This is a genomic window from Okibacterium sp. HSC-33S16 (assembly GCF_024171565.1).
GTDB lineage: Bacteria > Actinomycetota > Actinomycetes > Actinomycetales > Microbacteriaceae > Mycetocola_A.
Genome location: NZ_JALJZZ010000002.1, coordinates 538,584 through 563,505, shown reverse-complemented (window position 1 = coordinate 563,505; position 24,922 = coordinate 538,584). Strand labels below are relative to the sequence as shown.

General features: G+C 64.0%; 30 protein-coding genes. 16 read left to right on the top strand and 14 right to left on the bottom strand.

The features are described from left to right. Positions 1-2 precede the first annotated feature (2 nt). The 3 genes from L1277_RS07865 (at position 3) to L1277_RS07855 (ending at position 1,099) form a co-directional block, all read left to right on the top strand. Positions 3-413, top strand: coding sequence for a CrcB family protein (locus L1277_RS07865; protein WP_253375803.1), 411 nt, complete (start codon positions 3-5; stop codon positions 411-413). Next, positions 410-781, top strand: coding sequence for a fluoride efflux transporter CrcB (gene crcB, locus L1277_RS07860; RefSeq protein WP_253375802.1), 372 nt, complete (start codon positions 410-412; stop codon positions 779-781). Before L1277_RS07865 ends, crcB begins: the two co-directional genes overlap by 4 nt. A gap of 120 nt (positions 782-901) precedes the next feature. Continuing rightward, complete coding sequence (locus tag L1277_RS07855) at positions 902-1,099, top strand: DUF3073 domain-containing protein (protein WP_253375801.1); 198 nt, start codon at positions 902-904, stop codon at positions 1,097-1,099. A gap of 22 nt (positions 1,100-1,121) precedes the next feature. On the opposite strand, the gene L1277_RS07850 is transcribed toward L1277_RS07855, so the two are convergent. From L1277_RS07850 to L1277_RS07820, 7 genes are all read right to left on the bottom strand, one after another. Then, a complete protein-coding gene (locus tag L1277_RS07850; RefSeq protein ID WP_253375799.1) occupies positions 1,122-1,463 on the bottom strand; it encodes a TIGR02611 family protein in 342 nt (113 codons plus the stop codon). Between the two features lie 68 nt (positions 1,464-1,531). Continuing rightward, positions 1,532-2,035: a MarR family winged helix-turn-helix transcriptional regulator gene (locus L1277_RS07845; protein ID WP_253375798.1), complete on the bottom strand. Its 504-nt coding sequence runs from the start codon at positions 2,033-2,035 to the stop codon at positions 1,532-1,534. 71 nt (positions 2,036-2,106) lie between these two features. Next, positions 2,107-2,409: a hypothetical protein gene (locus L1277_RS07840; protein WP_253375796.1), complete on the bottom strand. Its 303-nt coding sequence runs from the start codon at positions 2,407-2,409 to the stop codon at positions 2,107-2,109. 37 nt (positions 2,410-2,446) lie between these two features. Then, positions 2,447-2,608 carry a hypothetical protein gene (locus tag L1277_RS07835; RefSeq protein ID WP_253375795.1) on the bottom strand — a complete coding sequence of 54 codons (162 nt, stop codon included), beginning with the start codon at positions 2,606-2,608 and terminating at the stop codon, positions 2,447-2,449. A 235-nt stretch (positions 2,609-2,843) separates the two neighbouring features. Further along, positions 2,844-4,301, bottom strand: a complete 1,458-nt coding sequence (gene purF / locus L1277_RS07830; RefSeq protein ID WP_253375793.1) for an amidophosphoribosyltransferase — start codon at positions 4,299-4,301, stop codon at positions 2,844-2,846. 45 nt (positions 4,302-4,346) lie between these two features. Continuing rightward, the gene (purM, locus tag L1277_RS07825) at positions 4,347-5,462 is read right to left on the bottom strand and encodes a phosphoribosylformylglycinamidine cyclo-ligase (RefSeq protein ID WP_253375791.1); all 1,116 of its coding nucleotides are present in this window, start codon (positions 5,460-5,462) and stop codon (positions 4,347-4,349) included. 2 nt (positions 5,463-5,464) lie between these two features. Further along, a complete protein-coding gene (locus tag L1277_RS07820; protein WP_253375790.1) occupies positions 5,465-5,893 on the bottom strand; it encodes a hypothetical protein in 429 nt (142 codons plus the stop codon). A gap of 102 nt (positions 5,894-5,995) precedes the next feature. Here L1277_RS07820 and L1277_RS07815 point away from each other — a divergent pair, with 102 nt between their 5' ends. Continuing rightward, entirely contained in the window at positions 5,996-6,778 is a 783-nt protein-coding gene (locus L1277_RS07815) for an EI24 domain-containing protein (protein WP_253375789.1), read from the top strand. A 1-nt stretch (position 6,779) separates the two neighbouring features. On the opposite strand, the gene L1277_RS07810 is transcribed toward L1277_RS07815, so the two are convergent. Continuing rightward, on the bottom strand, positions 6,780-7,148 hold the full coding sequence (locus tag L1277_RS07810; protein ID WP_253375788.1) for a sterol carrier family protein: 369 nt from the start codon (positions 7,146-7,148) through the stop codon (positions 6,780-6,782). Between the two features lie 19 nt (positions 7,149-7,167). Here L1277_RS07810 and purD point away from each other — a divergent pair, with 19 nt between their 5' ends. Further along, a complete protein-coding gene (gene purD, locus L1277_RS07805) occupies positions 7,168-8,457 on the top strand; it encodes a phosphoribosylamine--glycine ligase (RefSeq protein WP_253375787.1) in 1,290 nt (429 codons plus the stop codon). A 6-nt stretch (positions 8,458-8,463) separates the two neighbouring features. Here purD and L1277_RS07800 read toward each other — a convergent pair whose 3' ends face one another. Further along, complete coding sequence (locus tag L1277_RS07800) at positions 8,464-9,159, bottom strand: FadR/GntR family transcriptional regulator (protein ID WP_253375786.1); 696 nt, start codon at positions 9,157-9,159, stop codon at positions 8,464-8,466. A gap of 182 nt (positions 9,160-9,341) precedes the next feature. Between L1277_RS07800 and L1277_RS07795 the strand changes: the two genes are divergently transcribed. From L1277_RS07795 to L1277_RS07760, 8 genes are all read left to right on the top strand, one after another. Next, complete coding sequence (locus L1277_RS07795) at positions 9,342-10,568, top strand: aminotransferase class V-fold PLP-dependent enzyme (protein WP_253375785.1); 1,227 nt, start codon at positions 9,342-9,344, stop codon at positions 10,566-10,568. Between the two features lie 31 nt (positions 10,569-10,599). Next, positions 10,600-11,901: a sugar ABC transporter substrate-binding protein gene (locus L1277_RS07790; RefSeq protein WP_253375784.1), complete on the top strand. Its 1,302-nt coding sequence runs from the start codon at positions 10,600-10,602 to the stop codon at positions 11,899-11,901. Between the two features lie 10 nt (positions 11,902-11,911). Further along, a complete protein-coding gene (locus tag L1277_RS07785; protein WP_253375783.1) occupies positions 11,912-12,868 on the top strand; it encodes a carbohydrate ABC transporter permease in 957 nt (318 codons plus the stop codon). A gap of 1 nt (position 12,869) precedes the next feature. After that, entirely contained in the window at positions 12,870-13,706 is an 837-nt protein-coding gene (locus tag L1277_RS07780) for a carbohydrate ABC transporter permease (protein WP_253375782.1), read from the top strand. 117 nt (positions 13,707-13,823) lie between these two features. Beyond that, a complete protein-coding gene (locus L1277_RS07775; protein ID WP_253375781.1) occupies positions 13,824-14,723 on the top strand; it encodes a phosphoribosylaminoimidazolesuccinocarboxamide synthase in 900 nt (299 codons plus the stop codon). 11 nt (positions 14,724-14,734) lie between these two features. Next, the gene (locus tag L1277_RS07770; protein WP_253375780.1) at positions 14,735-16,195 is read left to right on the top strand and encodes an MFS transporter; all 1,461 of its coding nucleotides are present in this window, start codon (positions 14,735-14,737) and stop codon (positions 16,193-16,195) included. A 16-nt stretch (positions 16,196-16,211) separates the two neighbouring features. Next, positions 16,212-16,706: a GNAT family N-acetyltransferase gene (locus L1277_RS07765; RefSeq protein WP_253375779.1), complete on the top strand. Its 495-nt coding sequence runs from the start codon at positions 16,212-16,214 to the stop codon at positions 16,704-16,706. A gap of 37 nt (positions 16,707-16,743) precedes the next feature. Next, positions 16,744-17,634, top strand: a complete 891-nt coding sequence (locus tag L1277_RS07760; protein WP_253375778.1) for a VOC family protein — start codon at positions 16,744-16,746, stop codon at positions 17,632-17,634. 44 nt (positions 17,635-17,678) lie between these two features. Here L1277_RS07760 and L1277_RS07755 read toward each other — a convergent pair whose 3' ends face one another. Beyond that, positions 17,679-18,839, bottom strand: a complete 1,161-nt coding sequence (locus tag L1277_RS07755) for an alcohol dehydrogenase catalytic domain-containing protein (protein ID WP_253375777.1) — start codon at positions 18,837-18,839, stop codon at positions 17,679-17,681. A gap of 27 nt (positions 18,840-18,866) precedes the next feature. After that, complete coding sequence (locus L1277_RS07750; RefSeq protein WP_253375776.1) at positions 18,867-19,619, bottom strand: HAD family hydrolase; 753 nt, start codon at positions 19,617-19,619, stop codon at positions 18,867-18,869. 191 nt (positions 19,620-19,810) lie between these two features. Here L1277_RS07750 and L1277_RS07745 point away from each other — a divergent pair, with 191 nt between their 5' ends. Beyond that, complete coding sequence (locus L1277_RS07745) at positions 19,811-21,013, top strand: alpha/beta hydrolase (protein ID WP_253375775.1); 1,203 nt, start codon at positions 19,811-19,813, stop codon at positions 21,011-21,013. On the opposite strand, the gene L1277_RS07740 is transcribed toward L1277_RS07745, so the two are convergent. Together L1277_RS07740 and L1277_RS07735 are read right to left on the bottom strand one after the other, a co-directional pair. Further along, positions 21,005-21,628: a response regulator transcription factor gene (locus L1277_RS07740; protein WP_253375774.1), complete on the bottom strand. Its 624-nt coding sequence runs from the start codon at positions 21,626-21,628 to the stop codon at positions 21,005-21,007. The two genes, L1277_RS07745 and L1277_RS07740, sit on opposite strands and share 9 nt — an antisense overlap. Further along, a complete protein-coding gene (locus L1277_RS07735; protein WP_253375773.1) occupies positions 21,625-22,875 on the bottom strand; it encodes a sensor histidine kinase in 1,251 nt (416 codons plus the stop codon). Before L1277_RS07735 ends, L1277_RS07740 begins: the two co-directional genes overlap by 4 nt. A 113-nt stretch (positions 22,876-22,988) precedes the next feature. Between L1277_RS07735 and purS the strand changes: the two genes are divergently transcribed. Both purS and purQ read left to right on the top strand, forming a co-directional pair. Next, a complete protein-coding gene (purS, locus tag L1277_RS07730) occupies positions 22,989-23,243 on the top strand; it encodes a phosphoribosylformylglycinamidine synthase subunit PurS (RefSeq protein WP_253375772.1) in 255 nt (84 codons plus the stop codon). A gap of 1 nt (position 23,244) precedes the next feature. Then, positions 23,245-23,940, top strand: a complete 696-nt coding sequence (gene purQ, locus L1277_RS07725; protein WP_253375771.1) for a phosphoribosylformylglycinamidine synthase subunit PurQ — start codon at positions 23,245-23,247, stop codon at positions 23,938-23,940. 92 nt (positions 23,941-24,032) lie between these two features. Here purQ and L1277_RS07720 read toward each other — a convergent pair whose 3' ends face one another. Then, positions 24,033-24,860 (bottom strand): MerR family transcriptional regulator, encoded by an 828-nt coding sequence (locus L1277_RS07720; RefSeq protein WP_253375770.1) that lies wholly within the window; start codon positions 24,858-24,860, stop codon positions 24,033-24,035. Positions 24,861-24,922: the final 62 nt, after the last annotated feature.

Sequence of the window (24,922 nt, the reverse complement as noted above, 5' to 3'; positions counted from 1 at the left end):
CAATGCTGATCCGCCTCGTCGCCGTGTTCCTCGGCGGCGTCGTCGGCACCTCGCTGCGGTGGGCCGTGGACACCCTGCTGTCCGGTTCCAACGAAACGTTCCCGTTCAGCACACTTCTGGTCAACGTGGCTGGCTCACTCGTGCTTGGAATTCTGGTCGGCAGCCTCTGGGTGCGTCGCGGTGTCCCCGACTGGCTCCGCGCGGGGCTCGGCGCCGGAGTTCTGGGATCCTTCACCACCTTCTCAGCGCTCGCGTCCGCGCTTGTCGTCCAAGTGGCATCCGACCAGATGGGTCTTGCAGTGGCCTACCTGGCGTCGTCCCTGGTTCTGGGATTAGGAGCTGCCCTCGCCGGGATTCGCCTCGGGCACCTCCTAGGCCGAGGCGCCGAACCCCACGACTGGAGCACCGAATGACGTTGGCACTCGCTCTCGCCGTCGGCGGCTCGGGTGGGCTCGGAGCGGTACTGCGCTATCTGGCCACCCTCCTCTTCCCACACGACGCGGCGACCAGCCGACTCCCCCTCGGGGTGCTCGTCGTCAATGTGATCGGGTCATTCATCGCTGGCGCCATTGTCAGCCTGGCCACCCACTCGGCCTTGTCGTCCGAGTGGAAGCTCGTGCTGGTCACCGGATTCTGTGGCGGGCTCACGACGTTCTCGACGCTCAGTGTGGAAACCATACAACTCATCGAGCGGGGGCGGTGGCGAATCGCAGCGCTCTCGATGGGAGCGAATCTGGTGTTCGGAGTTGGCGCGGCCGCTGTGGGCTTTGCGCTCATCTGATCGGCCAGCGCTTGGGGCACGCCATGCTAAGATCGAATTTAGTCTTTATCGTTCCCTGGTTGGTTAAAACCATAGGGCGGATCTCCACCGCCCCGCTATCAATTCGTAAGGGGGTCTCGCATGGGGCGTGGCCGTCAGAAGGCAAAGCACACGAAGATCGCACGTGAGCTGAAGTCGTTTAGTCCCGACGTGAATTACGACGCTCTTGAGCGCGAACTCACGGGGCACGCGCACGATGAGTCGTACGCAGATGAAGCAGCGAAGTGGGCCGAATACGCCGACGACTATAAGGCGGCAGACGAGCCCAAGCGAGCCTGACCCCTTCGGTCGGCAGCTGTCGTCAGCGAGACGCGCGCTCTAATTTGCGCGCGTTCCACCATGCCCAGAAACGGGCGAGTTGCCGCTTCGCAAAGTGAGCCAGTCGCCTGGCCCACGCGAACTCCGTTCCGAGGATCGCGAGCCCGAGGAAGACAACGAGCCATCCCGGCCCCGGAAGTGGCACGAGGATGAGCCCGACCACCGCGACCACCCCGCCGAGCAGCCCAACACCGACGCGGTAGGTCGTCCGCAATCGCGGGTGGCGTTCAATCCAGGACCGGATGCCGCGAAGCAAGCGGCGGATGGGACGCTCCGGACTCTCGCCACGGGTAATCTCGCGCTGGATCAGGCCCTCGGTGATCATGCCCACACGCTATAACCCGAATCTGAGTCTTTACTAGACCCGATCCCGAAGTTGCAGAACCTGAATCGCTACTGCCGGTCGGCGGACTCGAGTCGAGCGATCACGTCGGAGAGAACCTTCTCAACGGTGGCAGCGTCGGCGGGCGACAGCGATTCCATCACCTCGACGACCGACGTGTGGAAGTTTCCATACGAACGCTCGATGTTGTCGGCACCGGCTGGGGTCGGCTGCAGGATCCACGCGCGCCGATCTGTCTTGTGCGGAGACCGGGTCAGGTGGCCCAGCTCGACGAGATGATCGACGATCTTCGTCACCGCAGCGCTTGAGAGACCAAGCATGACGATCAGGTCTTTGGGCCCCATCTCACGGTTTTCGCGCTGCGCCTGCATGAGGTAGCGCATGGCATGAAACTCGTTCTTGCCAAGCCCCGAGGCCTTCCGCACCCGTTCGATGCTCACTTCCTCGGCGCGATGCAGCCGGAGAACGCCCTGAATCGCACCGAGCGCTGAGGCCCGGCGCGGCTCGCGGGCATAGAGATGCTCCGCTTCGTGTCGCACGACGTTGAGGGGCATGCGTGGCGCATCCTTTCCGAATTCTGCGGACGGATTGCGCGGCCACCCTCGTGCCGTGCTGGCCTCGGGTGTTACAGCTGGTCGCGACGCTCCGTGAGCAGTGACTCAAGGTGATCCTCAAGCTTCCGCTGCGCGGTTGCGAGGTCGGAGAAATCCCCGATGTACCTCGCGAACGTGTCGCGGACGAAGTAGTGGTCACCTTGCTTGTCAATTGTGCCACCGAAGTAGCCTCGGTACGATGCCGCCCAGAAATCAACGTCGGCCAGTCGCCATTCGGCTCGGGTCCGCGGGGAAAGCTGGGTGGGGGCCTCGACGTCAGTCGACGGCGTCGCCCACGTCATTGGGGCGTGCGCTGGGCTGTCAAGAAGTGTCATTGCGTGCTTTCTGTGTAATGCGTGTGCGGGATGTTCGTCAGATCCAGCTGGAACTGAGAACGACCGTGACCACAACAGTGGCCACCGAGATGAGTCCGGTAGCACTCGCGACGGTCATCAGGACCTGCTCGCGTGCTGCGCCTCGAACCTCGGTAAAGGGGCTGTGAAGCCGCCCGGTGTTTCGCTGTGAAATGCTCATTGTGCTCACTCTCCCGTCTGAAGAAAACTCTCTCACCTAGTAAGAGATTTTGGAAAAAGGGAGCCTTCGGGTTGACACGTGCGCGAGTTAATGAGAGCGACGAATTCCCTCTTTTGGGGGTCAGCCTTAGCGCAATGAACGGATGCCACGCGGCTCGCTGGCCGCGTGGCATCCGTTCATTGTTCATGGGCAGCCCACTCAGCACGAGGCCGCCGGGCGCCGGTGGTTCCGGTGTTTAGGAGAGTTGGTTGCGTTCGACCCAGCTCAGGTATTCGGGAGTGACGGTTCCCGTGACGTAGTCGCCCGTGAAACAGCTCATCTCGAGCTCGGTCACTGTGGATCCCTGAATGATGGCCTTCTCCATGTCGGCGACCTCCTGGTAGATGAGGCGGTCGGCGCCGAGCTCACGAGCGATCTCGGGGATCTTGCGGTTGTGGGCGACCAGCTCAGACCGGGACGGCATGTTGATGCCGTACACGTGCGGGTACCGGACGGGAGGAGCCGCCGAGGTGAACGTGACCTTGTTGGCACCGGCGGCGCGGGCCATGTCGACGATCTCCTTCGACGTCGTGCCCCGAACGATCGAGTCGTCGACGATGAGGATGTTCTTGCCCTTGAACTCCATGGACATTGCGTTGAGCTTCTGCCGAACACTCTTCTTGCGCTGGGCCTGCCCAGGCATGATAAAGGTGCGACCGACGTAGCGGTTCTTGTAGAAGCCCTCCCGGTATTCGATGCCGAGCTTCTGGGCGACCTGCATGGCAGCGGGACGCGAGGAGTCGGGAATGGGCATGACCACGTCGATGTCACCCATCGGTGTGTGCTCGGCGATGGTCGAGGCCAGGCGGTCGCCGAGGCGGAGGCGGGCTTCGTAGACCGAGATGCCGTTCATCACCGAGTCGGGGCGCGCCAGGTACACGTACTCAAAGGAGCACGGCACGAGCCGGGGGTTCTTGGCGCACTGGCGCGAGTACATCTCGCCGGAGGTGGTGATGAAAATGGCTTCACCCGGGGCGACCTCCCGGACGACCTCATAACCCGCGCTCTCGAGCACGAGCGACTCGGAGGACACAATCCACTCGTCGCCGACGAGCCCAGCGGAACGCTTGCCGAGGATGAGCGGGCGGATTCCATACGGGTCACGGAATGCAAGTAAGCCGTGACCCGCGATCATGGCGATCGCGGCATATGACCCCTCGACGCGCTCGTGCACCTGGGACACGGCCGTGAAGATCTGGTCAGGGTCGAGTCCGAGACCGGTGATCTGCGACTGCAGTTCGGTCGCGAGGACGTTGAGCAGCATCTCGGTGTCGCTGGTGGAGTTCACGTGGCGGCGGTCGATGTGGAAGAGGTCATCGGCGAGTTCACGCGTGTTGGTGAGGTTGCCGTTGTGCACGAGGATGATGCCATAAGGCGCGTTCACGTAGAACGGTTGTGCCTCTTGTTCATTGTCGGCGATACCCTTCGTGGCGTAGCGGACGTGGCCCAGTCCCATCTTGCCAAGCAGCGAGCGCATGTCGCGGGTGCGGAACGCCTCGCGCACCTGGCCCTTAGCCTTGTGGATGTGGAAGGTCGGACCATCCGCCGTAGCGATACCGGTGGAGTCCTGCCCGCGGTGCTGCAAAAGCAGCAACGCGTCGTAGACCTGCTGGTTGACAGGCTCAGGGGAAACGATGCCGACGATGCCGCACATACTTAGCGGGCTCCTTGCGTTGCAGTGGTGTGAATTGCCGAAATGTTAATTCGCGTAGCTTCCGACGAGCCGAACGGCACCGCCGTCGACGCCCTTGGCACCTTGCTCGAACCCGGTGAGGTCGCGAGGTCCGATGTGCACGGTGCCCGCTTGCCAGGCCGGGATGCCGCCTGACGTAAGGTCCGCGATGATCGCTGACGCAGCATCCGCTTGAACGATTGCGAAGAAGCCGATGCCGAGGTTCCAGGTGCCTTCAGCACTCTCGAGGGAGGAGCCGGCCATGTCGCTGAGTGCGCGGAAGACAGGTGCCGGTGACCAGGTGGTGCGGTCGACTTCAGCCCAGCTGCCGACGGGGAGAACCCGCGCCAGGTTGGCCGCGATGCCTCCACCGGTGACGTGGGAGAGCGAGTGGATAGCGCCCGGGTGACGGCTGATCAGGTCGAGGAGCGGTGAGGTGTAGAGGCGTGTCGGTTCGAGCAGCACTTCACCGACGACACCGCCCAGTTCAGCCGAGGTGTCGGTGAAGCCGATGCTGCGCTGGGCCAGGATGTGCCGAACCAGGGAGTAGCCGTTGGAGTGGAGTCCCGATGATTCGAGCGCGATAACGACGTCGCCGTCTTGCACGAGGTGAGCGCCGAGCAGGGCATCGGCTTCGACGACGCCGGTAGCTGCACCGGCGACGTCATAGTCGTCCGGGCCGAGAAGGCCAGGGTGTTCGGCGGTCTCGCCACCGACGAGCGCGGTTCCGGTGGCGGAGCAGGCGCGCGCGATCCCGGCAACGATGTCGGCGATGCGCTGCGGAACGACTTTGCCGCACGCGATGTAATCGGTCATGAACAGCGGCTTGGCGCCAACAACGACGATGTCATCGACGACCATGCCGACGAGGTCCTGGCCGATGGTGTCGTGCTTGTCGATGGCCTGGGCGATGGCGACCTTCGTGCCGACGCCGTCGGTCGAGGTGGCAAGCAACGGGCGTGTGTAGGACGTGAGGAAGGACACGTCGAAGAGCCCGGCGAATCCGCCAACTCCACCGAGCACCTCGGGTCCGTGCGTGTTCGCCACGGCCGACTTCATGAGCGAGACGGCAAGGTCTCCCGCGGCGGTATCAACGCCGGCCTCTCGGTAGCTCGTTGAGGCGTCGTCAATCGGGGAGTTCATGCTCACGCGTTGCCCTCGTGTGTCGTGGGGGGAAGTTGCGGGGGATTGTGCTCGGACGATGTCTCGGACTCCGGCATTTCGGTGTCTGTTCGGGTGTCGTTTTCGTCGACCCGCGCCTCGTGCACCTCTACCCTATCCGCTCGCACGTTGTGCACCTTCCGTCCGACGACGCGGTCGAGCAGGATGGCCAGGAGGCTGAAGAGAGCAACACCGGCAGCGACGCCGATCAGCAGCAGGAAACCGAAGACCTGAAGACGGCCGTAATCCGGGTTCTCCGGGAAGGCAAGCGTCAACACAAACGCGACGACAGCTCCGACGAGCGCGCCGAGGAACATGAAGTTCGTGTATCGAGGCGAGCGACGAACCTGAACGGTTCCCGGCTCGTGAGGAGAACGTGCGGGGGTGTTGGGCCGGTCTGGCTCAGAAGTCATAGCTCTATTGTCGCCCATGAATCTGAACCACAGCCGCGCACGAAACCGGCAGCCCCATCACTCTTCCACCGCGCCGCGTGGCGTGACCGTTACCCTGAAGCCATGACGACGGAAACAACGAAGCCCGGGTTCCTTGCCGGCTTTGCGATGGGGATCCGCCTCCTCGGCCGGGGCTTCCGACTCTGGCTGACCTCACCGAGGCTGATGCTCATCGGCATGATTCCCGGAGTCATCACATTTGTGCTCCTCGTCGCAGCCGGTGTTGCGCTCGGCATCAACCTCGAAGCGCTCTCCAGCTTCCTCACTCCGTTCGCGAACGGCTGGGACGAGGTCTACCGCACCGGAATCCGGGTCATCGTGATGGCCGCACTTGTGGGCGCCGCCGTCCTCATCGCCATCTACAGTTACGCGGCGCTTACCCTGCTCATCGGGCAACCGTTCTTCGAGAAGATCGCCGAACGCGTCGAGGAGTCCCTCGGGGCGCCCCGTGAAGTGGAGGCACCGATACTCGCCTCCATCCTTCGCGGCATCGGCGAGTCGTTGCGTATCCTCCTCGTGACGATTGCCATCGGACTGGGGCTCTTCGTCCTCGGGTTCATTCCAGTCATCGGCACTGTCCTCGCCTGGCTGCTCGGCGCGATCACCGGCGGTTGGTTCCTCGCCCTCGAGCTGTCGACCGTGGCCTTCGAGCGCCGTGGCCTCGCACTCAAGCAACGCCGCCAGGCACTTCGGTCCCTGCGGTCCACGACGCTCGGTTTCGGAATCGCCACGTTCCTGTTGTTCCTGGTTCCGCTCGGCGCCCTTGTCACTATGCCCGCCGCGGCGGCGGGTGCGACCCTTCTGGCACGGCGTTCACTCGGTGAACCCGACCGACCGCAGCACTGAGTTACGAGCGGGGCAACCGCATCACCGGGATGTGGCCGGTCAGGTCCGCACGCTGGCCAGAGGCCTGTACGGAACCCAGAACCGACGCTTCGGCCCAGGTCAGTCGACCGGTTGCCAGGTCGAGCCAGGTTTCGGCACCCATCTCGATGACGTTCGGCGGGGTACCACGCGTGTGACGCGGACCCTCGATGCACTGGACAGCACCGAACGGCGGCACCCGAACCTCGAGGGTGTTGCCTTCGGAGCGCTCGGCGAGCAGCTGCAGGGTATATCGCACCGCGGTGGCGATGTCGTCGCGGAGCGCAGCTTCGCGCACCGCACGATCGACGGCCACTCGCCCGATGTCATCAGAAATTCGTGCACGCGCCATGCGCTCTAGGCTAGTACCCGTGAAGATTCTTGTCCTCGGTTCCGGTGCCCGCGAACACGCCATCATCCTGTCACTCGCCGGAGAGGACGCCGCGCACGACATCGTCGCTGCGCCGGGTAACGCTGGCATCGCCGCCGCGGTTCCCACCGTGGATCTCGACCCCAACGATCCCACCACCGTCACCAACTACGCCATCGCGCAGGCTATTGAGCTCGTTGTGATCGGCCCCGAAGCGCCACTCGTTGCCGGCGTCGCAGACGAACTTCGCGAGCAGGGCATCCCCGTGTTCGGCCCGGGCAAGGCAGCCGCCCAGCTCGAGGGTTCCAAGACTTTCGCCAAGCGCATCATGGACGTCGCCGGCGTCCCCACCGGTCGCGCCGGCCGCGCGGCCACCCTGGCCGAGGCCGAAGCCGCGCTCGACGAGTTCGGCGCTCCCTACGTGGTCAAGGCCGACGGACTCGCCGCGGGCAAAGGAGTTCTGGTCACGACTGATCGCGACGCCGCGCTCAGCCACGCCCGGACCTACCTCGAGCAGGGCAGCGTGCTCGTCGAAGAGTTCCTCGACGGCCAGGAAGTCTCCCTCTTCTTCGTGAGCGACGGCCACACGGTCGTTCCGCTCTCCCCCGCCCAGGACTTCAAACGCCTCGCCGACGGTGACGAAGGCCCCAACACCGGCGGCATGGGCGCGTATTCACCGCTGCCCTGGCTCTCCGACACCTTCGACAGCGAAGACGCCTTTGTTTCCGAGGTGCTCGAGACCATCGCCAAGCCCGTTGTTCGACAGCTCGCCGACGAGCAGACCCCGTTTATCGGACTGCTCTACGCCGGCCTCATCCTCACGTCGAAGCGCGACGGCGGCTCCGATCGGGGCATTCGGGTGATCGAATTCAACGCCCGGTTCGGTGACCCCGAAACGCAGGTTGTACTGCCGCGCCTTCAATCGAACCTCTCCGACCTGCTTTACGCGGCCGCCACCGGCACGCTCTCAACGCTGAATCAGCCGACGTTCGCACCGGCATCCGCTGTCACGGTTGTGCTGGCCAGCGAAAACTACCCCGCGGCACCCGTCACCGGCCTGCCCATCACGGGACTTTCCGAAGCGGATGCCGTTTCTGGCGTTCACATCGCCCATGCGGCCACCGCGAATCGAGGCGATGACCTCGTGTCGACGGGCGGTCGGGTTCTCAGCGTGGTTGCGTTGGGCGACGGTTTCACCGAAGCGCGTGCTCGCGCATATGAGGCACTCGGCCACATTTCACTTGATGGGGCGCAGTTCCGTACCGACATCGCGGCGCGGGTTGCGAATTAGCGGGACCTAGCGCAGCCCGGGCACGGCTGGCGGACGATACTGCCGCAGCCACCGCTCGGTCTGAGCGACGTGTGCCGTCGCGGCGGTGCCCGCTGCACCGGGGTCCCGGGCGACCAGCGCATCGACAATGGCGCGGTGGGCAGCGTCGCTCTGCGCCCGCAGATCTTGCCCCTCCGGGAGGTCGAAGAGCTGATAGGCCCGCGAACGGGCACGGAACACGCGCAACAGGTGCACAAGAGTGTCATTGCCCGACAGCACGGCGATCGCGTCGTGAAAGCGTGCGTCATACTCCGATGCGAGCTCCGGGTCCGATGACTCTTCCATCAGCACGCAGAGCTCGGTGAGCGAAGCTTCCGTCTCGGGCGTCATTCGCGCCGACGCCTGTGCTGCCGCGTGTCCCTCGAGCACTCGCCGCATCTCGTACATGTCGAGGACACCCTCGAACGGCATGAGCCCCACCGTCAGCGCGAGAGCGCCGATAATCTTCTCCGCCGAGAGATCAGAAACGTAGGTGCCCGAGCCGTGACGTGACTCGATCACGCCGAGGGCGCCGAGCATCCGCACGGCCTCCCGTAGCGAGCCCCGTGAGACGTCGAGCTGCTCGCACAGTGCGGCTTCAGGCGGAAACTGTTGACCGGGGGCCAGCTCGCCGGACGCGATCATCCTGCGCAGTCCGTGCAGTGCGTCGTCAACGGCACTCATCTGACCTCCCCATGTGTGTCGGTTTACACTAACGCAGGTCGAGACATCCAATGACTTTCTCTATATACTCGGCAGAACGGACTACGAAACACTGTTGTAATCAAAGTCATCTAATGTCTTGCTCATTGGGACGTGGCATCCGGCATCGGCCGAAACACGACGCTTAGAGAATCAGGACAGCAATGACGACACTCACCGCGCCGGCAGAGCTCACTCTGCCCAACGGAAGCTCCGCAGCTTCAGGCTGGTCGTTGTCAGCCACCGGCCTTCATGTCAATCACGGCTCATTCGGTGCCGTCCCCGTCGCCACCCAGGTTCTTCAGAACACATTGCGCGCCCGCATGGATGCGGATCCGGTGGCCTGGTTCTCCACATTGCCCGAACGCGTCGGCGCCGTCCGGCGTGAGATCGCTGGATTTGTGGGCAGCGATCCGGATACCACGGCGCTGGTCCCCAACGCCAGCGCCGGTGCCAGCGTGGTCTATTCGTCGCTCCCCGTGACGCGCGACCGTGAAATCGTTGTAACCGACCACGGCTACGGCGCTGTCACCATGGGTGCCGAGCGCCTGGCGCGTCGCTGGGGTGGAACCGTTCGCACCGCCCACGTGCCGCTGGGCGCCACCCCGCAGGAAGCGCACGACGCGGTCATGGACGAGTGCACCTCGCGCACACGGCTCATTGTCATCGACCACATCACCTCAGCGACGGCGAGGCTTCTCCCGGTCCGCGAAATTTCGGCGAGCGCTCGCGAGCGCGGAATCGTCACCCTCGTCGACGGCGCGCACGTCCCTGGCTTGTATGCCGACCCGCTGCGCGATCTCGACTGCGACTTCTGGGTCGGCAACCTGCACAAGTTCGCGTGTGGCCCCCGCGGAACCGCTGTTCTCGTCGCGCCCGGCGAACTCAGCGACGAGCTCTACCCGCTCATCGACTCCTGGGGTGCGCCGCTGGGCTTCCCCGAGCGGTTCGACAGCCAGGGCACGCTCGACCTCACCAGCTACCTGGCAGCTCCCAAGTCGTTTGAGTTCATCGAGACGAACTGGGGCTGGGACACCGCACGCATCTACATGTCGCGCCTTGCCGACTACGCCGAATCGGTCATTGCAACGGCGTTCTCCGAGGAGACCGGCGAAGACCACCACGTGGATGTCGGTAGTTCGGTCAACGCGCTGCGACTTGTCCGTCTCCCCTCGGGACTGGCGAAATCGCATGCCGAAGCTGACGCGCTGCGTGACCTGGTCGTGGCGCAATTCGGAATCGAAGCCGCCTTCACGAGCTTCGAGGGGGTCGGCTACTACCGACTCTCCACCCACGTCTACAACACAGCATCCGATTTTGACAGTTTCGTTGAGCGCCTGGTTCCACTGCTCATCGAATGGGGACGCGCGGCACAGTCCGCTCGCCCCTGACAGCTACATCCCACACAGAAACGAGGAGAACATGCACCAGCGAAAGGTTCTTGCCGGCATCGGCATCAGCGTCGCAGCAGCCCTCACGCTCGGCGGCTGCAGCAGCAGCGCTGGCGACGATGGCGGCACAGTCACCCTGCAAATGGTCGAAAGCCTGACGAACCCTGTTCGAACGGAATTGCTCGACGAGCTCATTGGCGAGTTCGAGGAGAAGAACCCGAAGATCACGGTCGAACTCATTTCCCCACCAACCGAGCAGGCCGATCAAAAGATCCAGCAGATGCTGCAGTCGGGCTCCGGCGTTGACGTGCTCGAAGTTCGTGACCTCACGGTTGGCCCATTCTCGACCAACGGCTGGCTCGACAATATGACTGAAGAGTTCGACGGCTGGGACGGTTGGGACAAGCTCACGCCGAACGCCAAGGCGGTCGCCGAGGGTGATGGCGAGATGTACTACGTTCCTTACGGGTTCTATGGCCTGAGCCTCTTCTACCGAACCGACATGATCAAGGACGCCGGCTTCGACGCCCCTCCCGCCAACTGGGAGGAGCTGCTGGAGCAGGCAACCGCCATTCAGGACGCGGGGAACAACGAGTTCGGATACGCCTTCCGCGGCGGTAAGAACGGCTTCACCAACGCCGTTACCGCGATCTCGGCGTACGTCGCCGACCAGATCGACACCGACAACGCCTACAAGCTGGAGAACGGCGACTCGATCTTCTCCGCACCCGAGGCATCCGATGCCCTCGACGTGTACTTCGAGCTGTTCGAGAATGCATCGCCGCCGTCGTCGGTCGCGTGGGGATACCCCGAAATGGTCGAGGGCTTCACCAACGGCTCAACCGGCTTCCTCCTGCAGGACCCCGAGGTCATCGCCTCCGTCCAGCAGTCCACCGCTGTCACCGACGAGCAGTGGAACACGGCCCCGACCCTCGCTGGCCCGTCCGGCAAGGCGTTCCAGGCCCTCGCTACCGCGGGGTGGGGAATCGCCGAGAAGAGCGAGCATAAGGAAGAGGCAGCGAAGTTGATCCAGTTCCTCTCCGAGGGTGACGCGTCGATCCGATTCACCGAAGGCAACAGCCTGGTACCGATCATCCAGGGTGCCGACGAATCAGAGTTCTACAAGATCGGACCGTGGGAAAGCTACCTCTACATGAGCGAGCACCCCGAGGACTTCGTGACCGGGGAACAGCCCCGCGGCGTCGCCTGGTGGACCGAATGGAGCGAGAAAGCTGACACCGAACTCCAGCAGGTTCTGATCGGCCAGATGACACAGGACGAGCTGCTTGCCAGCTGGGATGCCTACTGGACCGAAAAATGGGCGAACGAGTAGGTTGCCCCCAATGCCACGTCGCCTGACGACCGAACCGGAGCGCCCGTCCACACGGACGGGCGCTCCGGGGGGCGCGGTTCGCCGCCGCCCCTTCACCGCAAAACGCGGACTGGTCATCCTCGCCTTTTTGTCGCCCGCCGTCCTGTTCGTGGCGATCTTCACCTACTATCCGATGATCGCCGGTAGTCAGATGGCGTTCCGCAACTGGAACCTCAACAACCTCACTGACACCTCGTGGGTGGGCTTGGGCAACTTCCAGAAGATTCTCGAAGACCCTGCGTTCTTCACCATCCTCGGCAACTCCGTGCTCTGGGTGGTCGCCTCGATCGTGCCACAGTTCGTCATCGGCTTCGCCATCGCACTGTGGCTCCGCCGCAAGTTCCCCTTCCGCGGCCTCTACCAGGCGCTGATCTTCTTCCCGTGGGCGATCTCCGGATTCCTCATCGGCATTCTCTTCCGCTGGATGTTCAACAGCGAGTTCGGCGTCATCAACGACCTGCTCGCCAAGGCCGGCCTCATCGACGCTCCGATCGCCTGGCTCGCCGACCCGACGACAGCGATGGCTGCTGTTCTGATTGCCAACATTTGGTACGGCGTCACGTTCTTCGCCATCATGATCCTCGCTGCGCTCCAGTCGGTTCCTGACGAAATGTTCGAGGCCGCCGCCCTCGACGGCGCCGGCAAAGTACGTACTCTTTTCCAGATCACCATCCCCTACATCAAGACGACTCTCGCACTGACCGTGCTTCTGCGTGTGATCTGGATCTTCAACTTCCCCGACATCATCTGGGCCATGACCGGCGGCGGACCTGCGAACCAGACCCACATCATCACCACCTGGATGATCAACATCACCCAGCGCGGTGACTACGGAATGGCATCAGCACTCGGCTTGATCGTTGTTGCGGTTCTGCTGGTGTTCTCAGCGTTCTACCTCATGGCGATCCGCGAAAAGAAGGTGAGCTGACATGATCACCAGAGAATCCCCGGCCCAGCGCATCTCCCGGTTCGTCTTCCTCGGCCTGTGGCTCATCATCACGATTTTCCCGCTGTACTGGATTGTCGTCACCTCCCTCAAGACTCCGGGTGCCATCTTCAGCTTCCCGCTGACCTACTGGCCGGAGGATATCTCCTTCGAGAACTACATCGGCCTGTTCGCCAAGGCGGACTTCGGCACGTACGTGGGCAACAGCCTCCTGGTCGCGACGGTCGCAGCAACCGTGGCCACGCTCATCTCGCTGCTCAGCGCTTACGTTCTCGCCCGTTTCGAGTTTCGCAGCAAGACCGCCGTTCTGATGGCGTTCCTCGTCACCCAGATGATCCCCGCGTTCATCGCCCTTGGTCCGCTGTACCTCATGATGGTTCAGCTGGGCCTCGTCGATAACCGTGCCGGCCTCATGCTCGTCTACGTCGCCGTCTGCATTCCGTTCTGCACGATCATGCTGCGCGGCTTTTTCGCGAACATTCCTGACGCGCTGGAGGAAGCAGCCATGATTGACGGCTGCTCTCGACTCGGCGCCCTCTTCCGGGTGATCGTGCCGGTGATGAAGCCCGGGATCGTTGCCGCATTCATCTTCAACTTCGTGAACTGCTGGAACGAACTGTTTCTCTCGGTCACGCTGATGAACCGGGACTCCAACAAGACGGTGCCGACGGCACTCAACGGTTTCATCACCAGCTACAACATCGACTGGGGCTCCATGGCCGCCGCAGCGGTGTTGACCATTCTCCCGACGATGGTGCTGTTCGCGTTCGCGAGCAAGTACATCGTGCAGGGCCTGACGGCCGGAGCAGTGAAGGGGTAATCCCCCGTCATTCCTCCAACGCCGAGTGGCTCTCTGCGACCGTGCCCCCGGTCGCAGGGAGCCATTTCACCTGTCCGCCGGCGCCACCGCCTGGCTCCCGTCCGCGATAATGGAGGGGTGAGCGAATCGACAGACCTGGCCGGCTGGAATCACCTTTACTCGGGTAAAGTTCGAGACCTCTACGAACGTGCCGATGGGCCTGGGGCGAACGCGCTGCTCGTTGTCGCAAGCGATCGTGTCAGTGCGTTCGATCACGTCCTCTCCCCCGGGATTCCCGGCAAAGGCGAGCTGCTCACCACGTTGAGCCTGTGGTGGTTCGACCAGCTCAGCGTGCCCAACCACCTGCTGCCCGACCACGAGCTGGCGGGCGACGGCACCTCGGCCGAGATTATTCCCGCGCAGTTCGCCGGTCGGGCCATGCTGGTGAAGAAACTCGACATGTTCCCGGTCGAGTGCGTTGTTCGCGGGTACCTCACCGGCTCCGGTTGGAAAGAATACGTCGAGTCGCAGAGTGTCTGCGGAATCCCGTTGCCAGCAGGGCTGTCCAACGGCGACCGGCTGCCCGAGCCGCTGTACACCCCCGCCTACAAGGCCCCGATGGGCGAGCACGATGAGAACATCTCTTTCGAGCAGAGCGTGGAGTTGATTGGCGAGGCCGACGCAACTGCGTTGCGCGACCTTTCTCTCGCGATCTACGCCGAGGCATCCGCTCTCGCTGAAAAACGCGGGATCATTTTGGCCGACACGAAGTTCGAGTTCGGTCGCGATTCGGTCACGGGGTTGATCACGCTGGCAGACGAGGTGCTCACGTCAGATTCCTCTCGCTATTGGGATGCCGCGGTGTACACCACAGCGGACACCCCGACCGAGCGGATGGCCAGCTTCGACAAGCAGATCGTGCGTGACTGGCTTGCGGCGAACTGGGACCAGACCGGAACACCGCCAGAATTGCCGGACTTTATAGTCGAGAAGACCGCGGAGCGCTACCGGGAGTTGCTGGTTCGACTCACGGCGTAAAGTTCAGAGGGATGACGACTCAGACTTCCCCTCACGAGCTCCACGCCAACCGCGTCAAGTGGCAGTCCTTCTGGGTGTGCGCGGGCGTGGCGAGCCTCACGATTCTCGACCTCTCGAAGGTCAACGTCGGCTTGCCCTCGATCGAGCAGTCGCTGGGCGGCGGCGCTACCGAACTTCAGCTCATCGTGGCGGGATACGCTCTCGCGTTCGGACTCGCGCTCGTACCATCGGGCCGACTGGGTGACCTCAAGTCCCGCCGGAACATGTTCCTCATCGGGCTGACGTCGTTCATGCTGGCGAGCCTGCTGTGTGCGGTTGCGCCGACAATCGAGATTCTTGTCATCGGTCGCATCCTGCAGGGCATCGCGGCGGGTATTCAGATGCCGCAGGTGCTCGGGCTTATTCAGCAACTGTTCCAGGGCCAGGAACGCGGTAAGGCGTTCGGGGTCTTCGGCGCGACGATTGGCCTCTCCACGGCGTTCGGCCCGACGATCGGCGGGCTGCTCATCGCCATCGGTGGAATCGAGAACGGCTGGCGACTGCTGTTCTGGATGAACATCCCCCTCGGACTCATCGCCGTTTGGTTTGCCTGGCGGCTTCTGCCCAAGAAACAAGTGCACGAGGGCGGCGCGTCGAGCCTCGACGTTACGGGCATCATCCTGCTCGGCGTCGCTACCTTCAGCCTCATGCTGCCGTTCGTCCTTACGACGGGTGGCCCTGATGACGATCCCCGGCGCTGGTTCTGGCTCATCGGTTTCGCTGTTGCTGCGGCCGCGTTCGTCTGGTGGGAACGTCGCTACCTGCGCATCGGCAAGTCGCCTGTCGTTCACTTCGGGTTGTTGCGACTCGCGTCGTACCGCAACGGCATCCTCATCGCCACCGCATACTTTGCCGCGATCCCCGCGATGTTCCTCATCGTCACCCTCTTCCTGCAGCAGGGCCTCGGCCTTGAGGCGGTCTTCGCCGGAATGGTGTCGATTCCGTTTGCCCTGGCCTCAGCTGTCACCTCGTGGGTCGGCGGCCGACTCGTCAACAAGCACGGTCGCAAGATTGTCGTGCTCGGTGTCACCCTGGCGGGCGTCGGCATCGCCGCAACTCTGCCGATCACCGCGTTCGCGTCTGAAGCGTGGATGCCCTGGCTCATCGCAGCCGTGCTCACGGTCGCTGGCGCTGGCGGAGGCTTCGTCATCTCCCCCAACCAGACCCTCACCCTGCAGGATGTGCCGGTCACCCAGGGTGGTGTCGCCGGCTCGGTGGCGCAGGTGGGCCAGCGGGTGGGGACCGCCATTGGTGTCGCTGTAGCGTCGAGCACCTTTTTCTCGACGCTCTACGCGGAGAAGGGACTCGAGGGATCCACCGACATTTACCGGGACGCTTTCGGTCGCGGCACGACGATCATCGTCGCCTTGCTCGCTCTTGCGCTGGTCCTCAGCCTCCTCGACCTTCGCAAGCGAGAGCTGCCAGCGGCCTGACCGTCGCCCCGGATCTATGTCACAAACCGTATCGAGGCTCAACGTCGAGCGACGCGAGTATTCGCATCACGATGTTGTTGAGTTGATCACCCAGCTTCAGGCGCTGTATGCCCAAATTTATGGGGGACAGGACGCAAGCCCCATTCACGACGCTGAGTTCCTGCCGCCGCGCGGGGCTCTGGCCGTTGGCTACGTCGATGGCCAGCCGGTCGCGATGGGAGCATGGCGGAAAACGGGCGATGGCACCGCCGAACTCAAACGGATGTTTGTCGTCGACGGATTCCGGGGTCAGGGCTTCTCGCGATCGATACTCACCTGGCTGGAGACGTCAGCCATCGAGCACGGCATAACGTCGATGGTTCTGGAGACCAACCAAAATCATCCTGCCGCGATCGCCCTCTATCGTTCGGTCGGCTACCGGGACATCCCGCCCTACGGGTACTACGCCGACAACCCGAGAACGGTCTCCCTGGGTCGCGATCTGGTGCCCGCCGATATTTACTCGATGTAATGGGAATGTTGTCGCTACAACTATAGTTATACCCATCATGACCACGCTCGCACCCTCAGACAAACTTTCCGCCGACACCGCGATGGGTCCGGTCACCCTTCTCGTGGCTGACCTCGACGCCATGACCCGTTATTACACGGATGCTGTCACTCTGCGAATCCTGTCGGCCACCGAAAACTCGGTGACGCTCGGTCGCGGTGGGATTCCCACCGTTATCCTCGAGCACGCGCCTCAGCTCAAGCACGCATCGCCCGGATCGGCCGGACTCTTCCACACAGCCATCGTCTTCGAGTCGAAGGCGGCCCTCGCCGCGGCGCTGTACTCGGTCGCCCGGAAGGCGCCCGGCACCTTCACGGGAAGCGCCGACCACCTTGTGAGCATTGCCTTCTACTTCACCGACCCCGAGGGTAACGGCGTCGAACTGTATTGGGACCGCGATCGTACCGAGTGGAGCTGGGTTCACGGGCAGGTCGAGATGGCTACGCTCTACGTCGATCCCAACGAGTTTCTCTCGCAGAATCTCACCGCCGAAGCTCAGGACGCCCCCGACGACGAGACGGTCTTCGGGCGCACCCAGATCGGCCACGTGCACCTGTCCGTTGGCGACGTGGCATCCGCTCGTGAGTTCTACGTGAACACACTCGGCTTCGACGCCACGACGTCGCTCGGCAACCAGGCGCTGTTTGTTTCGGCTGGCGGCTACCACCACCACATGGCGATGAACGTGTGGAACTCTCGCGGCGCCGGCCCACGCATGCCTGCGCTTGGACTCGGTCGCATCGACATCCAGGTGCCCGACGCCGACTCGCTGGGGGAACTCACCGAGCGGCTGACTCACCACAAGGTGCAGGTGCGAGATGACGGGCAGACTCTGAGTTTCGACGACCCGTGGGTGAACCTGATTCGTGTTCAGGCCGGATCGGCCTAAGCGTCAATCGCCGTTTCCAGCTTTCGCACGGGTCGGCGCTAGCGTCAATTATGACCTCGTGGGTCGAGTGCTACCCGCTGATGCATGCCGGTTGCGGCGAGCGCCAGCGCGTCGTCTACTCGCTCGAGAGCGAAGGTCTCGCCGACGAGCCCCGCGAACGGGTACCGTAACCACGCGCGCTCGAGGTACTCGACCGCGGCGGCAAGATGATGCTCTGAGTACCGGTGCACTCCACGGAGCGTGAGCTGTCTGCGTGACAGCATGTCCGGTTCCACCCGGGTGCCCTCGGTTCCCGATCCACGGGCGGCCAGCACGATCACGCCGCCGCCTCCGACGACAGCCAGAGCGGTCGACAGCCCGGTGGGCGCGCCTGAGAAATCAAGCACGACGAGCGGCTCACGCGCACCCGATGCGGCGAGCGCTGCCAGCACTCCACCCAGCCCGGTAGCGGACCGAAAGCCAGCCCTTGAATCGGCGACGGCGACGGCGCCGAAGTTGATCGCGGCACTCCGTCGCAGGGAACCGGGGTCCGACATGACCACGCGGCCTCCAGCATCCGTCACCATCGCAGTTGCCGTGAGGCCTCGCATTCCTGCGCCGAGAATAACGACCGTGGATTCGGCCAGGGGCACCCGCTCGTCAGCGGCCTCGACAGCGGCCGCCGCGGTCGCGGTGGCGCACGAAACGGGTGCTGCGACCGTCGCGGGGAGCGACTCATCAATAAGGACAAGAGCGGTGCCTGCACGCACGTGAACGTGACTGGCGAACCCGCCACTCAGTTCCCAGCCACGGCGCACCCGGTCATGGCCGTAGCCGCGAAGTGCGCGACAACTCTCGGCGTGGCCCCTTTCACAGCGTTCGCAGGTACCGCAACCCGCTGTCGCCGACCACACAACGCGCATGCCAACCACGAGTGGCGTTCCGCCCGCCGCTACTGCGCCATCGGCGACCGCGACGATCCGACCGACTTGCTCATGGCCAAGCACGACGGGCACCAGCGCTTCGCGGCAGGCCAGTGTGACATCCAGGACGCAGCCGCAGGCGGTGGCCAGCTCGACGGCGACGAGCACATCGCCCCGAGCCAGGCACACCCCCGGAACGGCGATCGCCTCATGCCGATACCCCGCTCCTGGCCACACCATGGCCACGGGCGTCGGCCGAAGAAGCACGTCACGACCGGTGGGCCTTGCTCGCACTCGCGTCATTGCGATCCCCTTCGGTGTGAAGCGACGCTAGGACTCGTCGAGCCCGAGCAGTTCGGAAAGATCGGCGACGCTGTCGAGCACGTCGTCGGCTCCGGCGTCCCGGAGCGCCACCTCATCGTGTGCCCCGGTCAGCACACCGACGACGAGCCCGGCGCCAGCCGCGATGCCCGAGAGCATGTCGTTGGTGGTATCGCCCACGACTACCACGGCGTCGACCCGGCTCACCGACGTGCGAATGAGCGCGGTCAACGGCAGATCTGGAAATGGGCGTCCGCGCCCGGCCTCCGAGGGCGATACCGTGGCGTCGACGAGGTCCTTCCACCGGAGTGTGTCAAGCAACACGTCACAGGTGCGACGGGATAAGTCCGTGGCCAGTGCGACCTTTACTCCGCTCTCCCTCAGCGCGTGGAGTAGGTCCTCCGCCCCGGGCATCGCCGCGATTCCTTCAGCGCCGACGATCTCGGCATAGGCGTCGTCGAACCCGTCGAGCGCTCGCTCGGCACTGTCATCGTCGTCGGCGAGGGCACGGAAAACGTCGAGCTTCGACTGGCCTCTCGTCGCATGAAGACGTCCCACAGCCGCATCGAGCTCTTCGCTGGTGCTCGCAATTCCGGTGCGCTTCACCGCGGTGACGAAGGCGCGCTCGACGATAACGTCGTCGTCAACGGTCGTGCCGGTGACATCAAGCACCACGAGTTCCACCTCGATGGTTTCCGGGTCACTGACGAATGACAACCGGGTGTCACCGTGGTCGACAACAATGTCGTCAAAGGTGGTCATGGTTTCCTCCTGACTCGGACCTCGTCCGGCCAACGCTAACCAGCGGAGGGCAACGGTAACCGACCGCGCGGTAACGGGTAGGTGAACTGCACGCGACCTCGTCCGGAGCTCGCCGTCCATCACCGCGCAACCCCCGGACACTCGATGTGTTCCCTTGTTACTGTCGAGAAGCCATCGATAAGGAGGCAACTGTGCCGCTGGATCCGTACTTCCAGGAGATGTACCTCGCCAGGCGACGGGACATGGTCGCGGAAGCGCGAGCCACTGTCACCGGATTTCTCACGACCGCACTTGAAAAGGTTGCCCCGTGGCGGCGAGGCCCGGCGGCCACCGCCCCGACGACGGCGCCACAGACGGTCGGCAATACGGCCGCCGGCACCGCTACCGCTGGCGCCGAGGCTGCCTCCACAGTTAAAACGCCCGCACCGAAAGCGACCGCACCAAAGCGTCAGCTGTCCGCCGCCGAGAAAGCGAAGCGCAAGACCCCGGCGTGGAAGCGGCGAAACGCCCAGAAGTGGGACACCAAACTGTACGGACGGGTCGGTCTCACCCCGCCCGAGGTCGACATCACCGACTACACAGTGACCGTCCCCGACTATCCCTCGGTGCGGGTGCGTGTCTACCGCCCGATCGACGCACGTGGCAACGCGTCATCGACGCTGCCCGCCGTGCTCGCTTTCTTCGGCGGCTCGTTTCAGCTCGGAGGTGTCGACTACACGAGCGTCGACGCGGCCTTCCGGATGCGCACCGTCGACGCCCGTGTGATCCATGTGGCCGTCGACTACGCGCTCGCGCCCGAACATCGTTACCCGACGCAGATCGAGCAGGGCTATGCCGCTCTGCGGTGGCTCGTCGAGAACGCCGCCGACCTCGGCGTCGATCCCGAACGGATCGGCATCAACGGCACCTCTTCCGGCGGCAACCTCGCTGCCGCCGTCACCCTGCTCAACCGCGACCGTTTCGGTCACCCGCTCAAAGTCCAGATCCTCGAAGTCCCGGTGACCGATCTCACCGGCACGGCCATCGACATGTCGCCGATCCGAGAAATGCGCATCCCGCGGTTCCTCGCTCGGCGTGAGCTCGTGCAGGTTGCGAACGCGTACCTCGGTGACCGCTCACGCGCGAAGGAACCCTATGCATCACCGGCGCGCGCCCTCACTCACCGCGGACTGCCTCCTGCCGTCATCTTCACGGCCGAGTACGACGCCCTTCGGCTCGACGGCGAGGCCTACGCGGCCGCGCTCCGTGCCTCCGGCGTCGACGCGAGCGCTGTTCGCTATCAGGGTGCAACCCACGAAGCGGCCATGTACACCAAGGTGGTTCCGTTGGCCCGACGCTGGCACGCTGATGTCGTCACGGCGCTTCGCGCGCTGCACGATTCCCTATCAGACTGAACGAATCGCGCCACGTTCGCGAGCGGATGCCACGGCTGCCGTTCTCGACGAAACCTGCAGTTTTGTAAAAATGTGCACGAGGTGGCTTTTCACCGTGGCCTCAGACAGAAAGAGCGATCGTGCAATCTCTCGATTCGACATTCCGTCAGCCACGAGCGTGAGTACTTCGGCTTCACGGGCGCTCAGCGCATCGTCGGGTGCGTTTTGTCGTGCCTCGAGACGGCCGGCCACGGTGGGCGCGAGGGCGCTCTCGCCGCGGGCGGCCGCACGCACGGCCGCGATGAGTTCCTCGGGCGGCGCGTCTTTGAGGAGGTAACCGGCCGCTCCGGCCTCAACGGCACCCAAAATGTCGGCATCGGTGTCGTAGTTGGTCAGCACGAGCACGTGCGGAGCGCCCGGGCGTTCCCGGATCCGTCGGGTGGCATCCCACCCCTGCATTCCGTTGCCGAACTGCAGGTCCATCAGCACGATGTCGACGCCTGCGTAGCTTCGTGCGACCGCTTCCTCGCCCGACGCCGCCTCGCCCACAACCAAGAGGTCGGGCTCGGTGGCGAACAGGGCACGGAGACCGGCACGGACGACAGGGTGATCGTCGGCAATAAGGAGTCGGATCATGTACTGACCTTGGGATCGGAGCCGGTAACAACAGCGTCACTCGACTGGAGGATGGGCAGGGTGACGGCCAGGGCGGTGCCCTCGGCATTTCCCGACTCAATGCTGAGCACTCCGCCGAGCGCGTCGACCCGCTGGCGGATCGCGGTGAGCCCGAACGAGCCAGCGGCCGCCGCGGTAAGCGCCTGCACTTCAGGAACGAACCCGACACCGTCGTCAACCACATCGAGCGAAACACTGTCGGACTGGTAGGTCAGGGTGACATCGGTCCGGGTTGCCTGAGCGTGCCGGGCAACGTTCGCGATGGCACCCTGGGCGATGCGCAGCAGGGTAGCGTCGAGAGTCATCGGAAGAGGAACCGGTGTTCCTTCGACCAAAAAGTTCACCCTCGTCGGGGCGCCGCCCGCGCGGAGTGTCTGCTCGGTCGATACGGCCAGACGTTTGAGCGCCGCGGGGAGCGTGCGGTCGTCGAGCGCGGGTGGGGTGAGTTCGCGGATGATCCGGCGAGTGTCGACGAGTGAGTCGGCAGCGGTCTCCCGGGCGAGGCGCAACTGCTCGAGCCCAGGGCGCTCGGCGTCGAGGCGCTCGGCCGCGTGCAACAGCAGCTGAATGCTCGACAGGCTCTGCGCAACAGTGTCGTGAATCTCGCGGGCCAGGCGTTCCCGTTCGGCCAGCATTCCCGCCGAGCGCTCGGCGATGGCCAGTTCACCGCGGGTCTCAAGCAGTTCAGTGATGAGCTGCTGGCGTTCTTCGGCTTCGCGGTACAACGCTCGGTAGCCGAACCCGATCGTGACCGCGACAAGGGCTCCGATGAGCGGACCGATGACACCGCCGACGGAAAACCCGGATTCCCGGGAGAGGGCCAGGATGGTGATCGCCGTTGTGAGCGCGACAGCGGTCACCGCTGCTTTGGCGGGAAAGAGCTGCAGGTAGAGGAAGAAGAGGGGGAAAACGATGAATGCGGCATCCGGTGTGACGGCGAGAAGAGCGGCCCAGAACACTGTGAGCAACCCGACCCATGCGATCGGAACCCAGCGGGACGACTCCACAAACTCCGGCCGGAGGTGGGCAATGAGCGCACCGCCGAGGTAGCTGGCGAGTAACAGCACAGAAAGCCCGTGAATGACGCCGGTATCGGCATCCCCTGTAATGACGGACCGCACGATGACCACAACAACCAGCGCTATCAGCAGCGAATGCAGTGACCAGCGCAATACGGCGAACACCGGGGTGAGGGCGGAGTGGTTCATCGTCTCTCTTTCCCTCGAAAGCCTACGTCCACGCCCGATCTGCGGCATCATCCGAAAGTTCGAGGTCGGATAGACTGAAATCTCCGCCACCTCGAACAGCCTGGAGTTCATCCGTGCCCACAATCGTCGTTGAAGTCATGCCGAAGGCCGAACTGCTTGACCCGCAGGGCAAGGCCGTCGCCGGAGCGCTCGCTCGCCTCGGCAAGACCGAATTCTCGAACGTCCGGATCGGCAAGCGATTCGAGCTCACCGTCGACGGCCCGATCACCGACATCGTTCGCGCCGACGTCGAGAAAATTGCCGACGAGATCCTCTCGAACTCGGTCATCGAAGACGTCGTCGCCATCACCTACCCCGAGGCTGAGTAACATGCGCATCGGCGTCATCACTTTCCCGGGTTCGCTCGACGAGCGTGACGCGCAGCGCGCGATCCGCATTGCCGGCGCTGAGCCGGTTGCGCTCTGGCACGGCGAGCACGACCTGCATGGCGTCGACGCGCTGGTGCTTCCCGGTGGATTCAGCTACGGGGATTATCTGCGTGCCGGTGCGATCGCATCCGTTTCACCGATCATGGCCGAGGTCATTTCAGCCGCGAATTCGGGCATGCCGGTGCTCGGGATCTGCAACGGTTTCCAGATGCTCACCGAGGCGCACCTGCTGCCAGGCGGGCTGATTCGCAACGATCACGGCCACTTCATCCGCCGTGACCAGGCGCTGCGTGTCGAGAACACCGACACCGCATGGTCGACGGGCTTTGAGCTGAACGACGAGATCGTCATCCCGCTGAAGAACGGTGAGGGCGGATTCATCGCCTCCGAAGACGAACTCGACCGGCTCGAGGGCGAGGGCCGCGTGGTCTTCCGTTACCTCGGCGTCAACCCGAACGGCTCTCTGCGCGACATCGCGGGCATCACCAACGAGCGCGGAAACGTTGTGGGCCTCATGCCGCACCCCGAGCACGCCGTCGAGCCGGGCTTCGGCCCCGACACCTCGGCCGCCATGCGGTCAGGCACCGACGGACTCACGCTCTTCACGAGCGCGATCCAGGCGCTGCAGGCGGTCTAGGCCCCTCCGACCGTCACCGATCTACCAAAAAAGGCTCTCTGCCCGCGAATTCTTGTGGACAGAGAGCCTTTTCTGGCAAACGGCGGCCCGGGTCAGACCCGCACCACGGGTTGTTGCAGTTCGGTCACCCAGTTCTCCTGCGGCTCCGGCTGCGACACGAGGTAGAGCTCGCGGCAGGTGCCCGATAACTGGTAGCCGTTCTCGGCGATCCACGCGTACAGTGCCTCCCACGAGTCCCCGATCGTCGACATCGAGCCGCGGTGCACCGTTGTGGCCGCAAGGTCGACACCGGGAATCTCGGTGACGGTGAATCCCGAAGCGGATGCTGTCGCTTCCGCAACAGGGAATGCTGCGTAGGCCCGCGCGCCGGTGTCATTTTCGGCATCGGCTTCGTACATCGCCAGCGCGTGATTGCTGGGTGTGACCCCAGCCGCGACGAGGTCTGAGTACAGGGTGTCGAACAGCGGCCCGATCACCGGGCTGACGTTCTCGGGCCCGAAGCCCGGAATCGGTGCACTGGCTTGGGCAACAACCACCGCAGGTAGTGGCTTGAGTTCGGTGGACAGAGTGGACATGAGCGGTACTCCTTCGATCTGTCGGATCTTCGCGTCGAGCCGGTCGAGGCGGGCCCGATCAAGGTCGAGCTGCACAGCGAGCGCCTGTCGACGGTCGGCGAGCAGAGCGTGGAGGGCATCCCTCGAAACGAGCCCACCCACGATCCGCGTCACCTCGTCGAGGGTGAGCCCGAGGTCCTTAAGGGCGAGGATGCGCGCGAGAACCTCGATCTGGGTGCCGTCGTAGAACCGGTAACCGGTGGACGGGTCCACCCGCGCCGGCGCCAGCAACCCGATCTCGTCGTAGTGCCGCAGCATCCGAATGGAAACCCGGCCGATCGATGCGAATTCTCCGATGCTGAACATGATTCTCCGACGATGTCGCCTCACATCGTGTGAGGGTCAAGCCATTCCGAAAACTTCCCCGG

Bases quoted from the DNA above. Each gene is read 5' to 3' on its own strand.
- L1277_RS07845 (WP_253375798.1), bottom strand. From the start codon at position 2,035: ATGCCCCTCAACGTCGTGCGACACGAAGCGGAGCATCTCTATGCCCGC.
- L1277_RS07720 (WP_253375770.1), bottom strand. From the start codon at position 24,860: ATGTTCAGCATCGGAGAATTCGCATCGATCGGCCGGGTTTCCATTCGG.
- L1277_RS07840 (WP_253375796.1), bottom strand. From the start codon at position 2,409: ATGACACTTCTTGACAGCCCAGCGCACGCCCCAATGACGTGGGCGACG.
- L1277_RS07765 (WP_253375779.1), top strand. From the start codon at position 16,212: ATGTCACAAACCGTATCGAGGCTCAACGTCGAGCGACGCGAGTATTCG.
- L1277_RS07865 (WP_253375803.1), top strand. From the start codon at position 3: ATGCTGATCCGCCTCGTCGCCGTGTTCCTCGGCGGCGTCGTCGGCACC.
- L1277_RS07795 (WP_253375785.1), top strand. From the start codon at position 9,342: ATGACGACACTCACCGCGCCGGCAGAGCTCACTCTGCCCAACGGAAGC.
- L1277_RS07820 (WP_253375790.1), bottom strand. From the start codon at position 5,893: ATGACTTCTGAGCCAGACCGGCCCAACACCCCCGCACGTTCTCCTCAC.
- L1277_RS07755 (WP_253375777.1), bottom strand. From the start codon at position 18,839: ATGACGCGAGTGCGAGCAAGGCCCACCGGTCGTGACGTGCTTCTTCGG.
- L1277_RS07835 (WP_253375795.1), bottom strand. From the start codon at position 2,608: ATGAGCATTTCACAGCGAAACACCGGGCGGCTTCACAGCCCCTTTACC.
- L1277_RS07810 (WP_253375788.1), bottom strand. From the start codon at position 7,148: ATGGCGCGTGCACGAATTTCTGATGACATCGGGCGAGTGGCCGTCGAT.
- L1277_RS07785 (WP_253375783.1), top strand. From the start codon at position 11,912: ATGCCACGTCGCCTGACGACCGAACCGGAGCGCCCGTCCACACGGACG.
- purQ (WP_253375771.1), top strand. From the start codon at position 23,245: ATGCGCATCGGCGTCATCACTTTCCCGGGTTCGCTCGACGAGCGTGAC.
- purF (WP_253375793.1), bottom strand. From the start codon at position 4,301: ATGTGCGGCATCGTCGGCATCGTTTCCCCTGAGCCTGTCAACCAGCAG.
- purM (WP_253375791.1), bottom strand. From the start codon at position 5,462: ATGAACTCCCCGATTGACGACGCCTCAACGAGCTACCGAGAGGCCGGC.
- L1277_RS07855 (WP_253375801.1), top strand. From the start codon at position 902: ATGGGGCGTGGCCGTCAGAAGGCAAAGCACACGAAGATCGCACGTGAG.
- L1277_RS07735 (WP_253375773.1), bottom strand. From the start codon at position 22,875: ATGAACCACTCCGCCCTCACCCCGGTGTTCGCCGTATTGCGCTGGTCA.
- L1277_RS07790 (WP_253375784.1), top strand. From the start codon at position 10,600: ATGCACCAGCGAAAGGTTCTTGCCGGCATCGGCATCAGCGTCGCAGCA.
- L1277_RS07780 (WP_253375782.1), top strand. From the start codon at position 12,870: ATGATCACCAGAGAATCCCCGGCCCAGCGCATCTCCCGGTTCGTCTTC.
- L1277_RS07750 (WP_253375776.1), bottom strand. From the start codon at position 19,619: ATGACCACCTTTGACGACATTGTTGTCGACCACGGTGACACCCGGTTG.
- L1277_RS07760 (WP_253375778.1), top strand. From the start codon at position 16,744: ATGACCACGCTCGCACCCTCAGACAAACTTTCCGCCGACACCGCGATG.
- L1277_RS07815 (WP_253375789.1), top strand. From the start codon at position 5,996: ATGACGACGGAAACAACGAAGCCCGGGTTCCTTGCCGGCTTTGCGATG.
- crcB (WP_253375802.1), top strand. From the start codon at position 410: ATGACGTTGGCACTCGCTCTCGCCGTCGGCGGCTCGGGTGGGCTCGGA.
- L1277_RS07770 (WP_253375780.1), top strand. From the start codon at position 14,735: ATGACGACTCAGACTTCCCCTCACGAGCTCCACGCCAACCGCGTCAAG.
- L1277_RS07740 (WP_253375774.1), bottom strand. From the start codon at position 21,628: ATGATCCGACTCCTTATTGCCGACGATCACCCTGTCGTCCGTGCCGGT.
- L1277_RS07800 (WP_253375786.1), bottom strand. From the start codon at position 9,159: ATGAGTGCCGTTGACGACGCACTGCACGGACTGCGCAGGATGATCGCG.
- L1277_RS07850 (WP_253375799.1), bottom strand. From the start codon at position 1,463: ATGATCACCGAGGGCCTGATCCAGCGCGAGATTACCCGTGGCGAGAGT.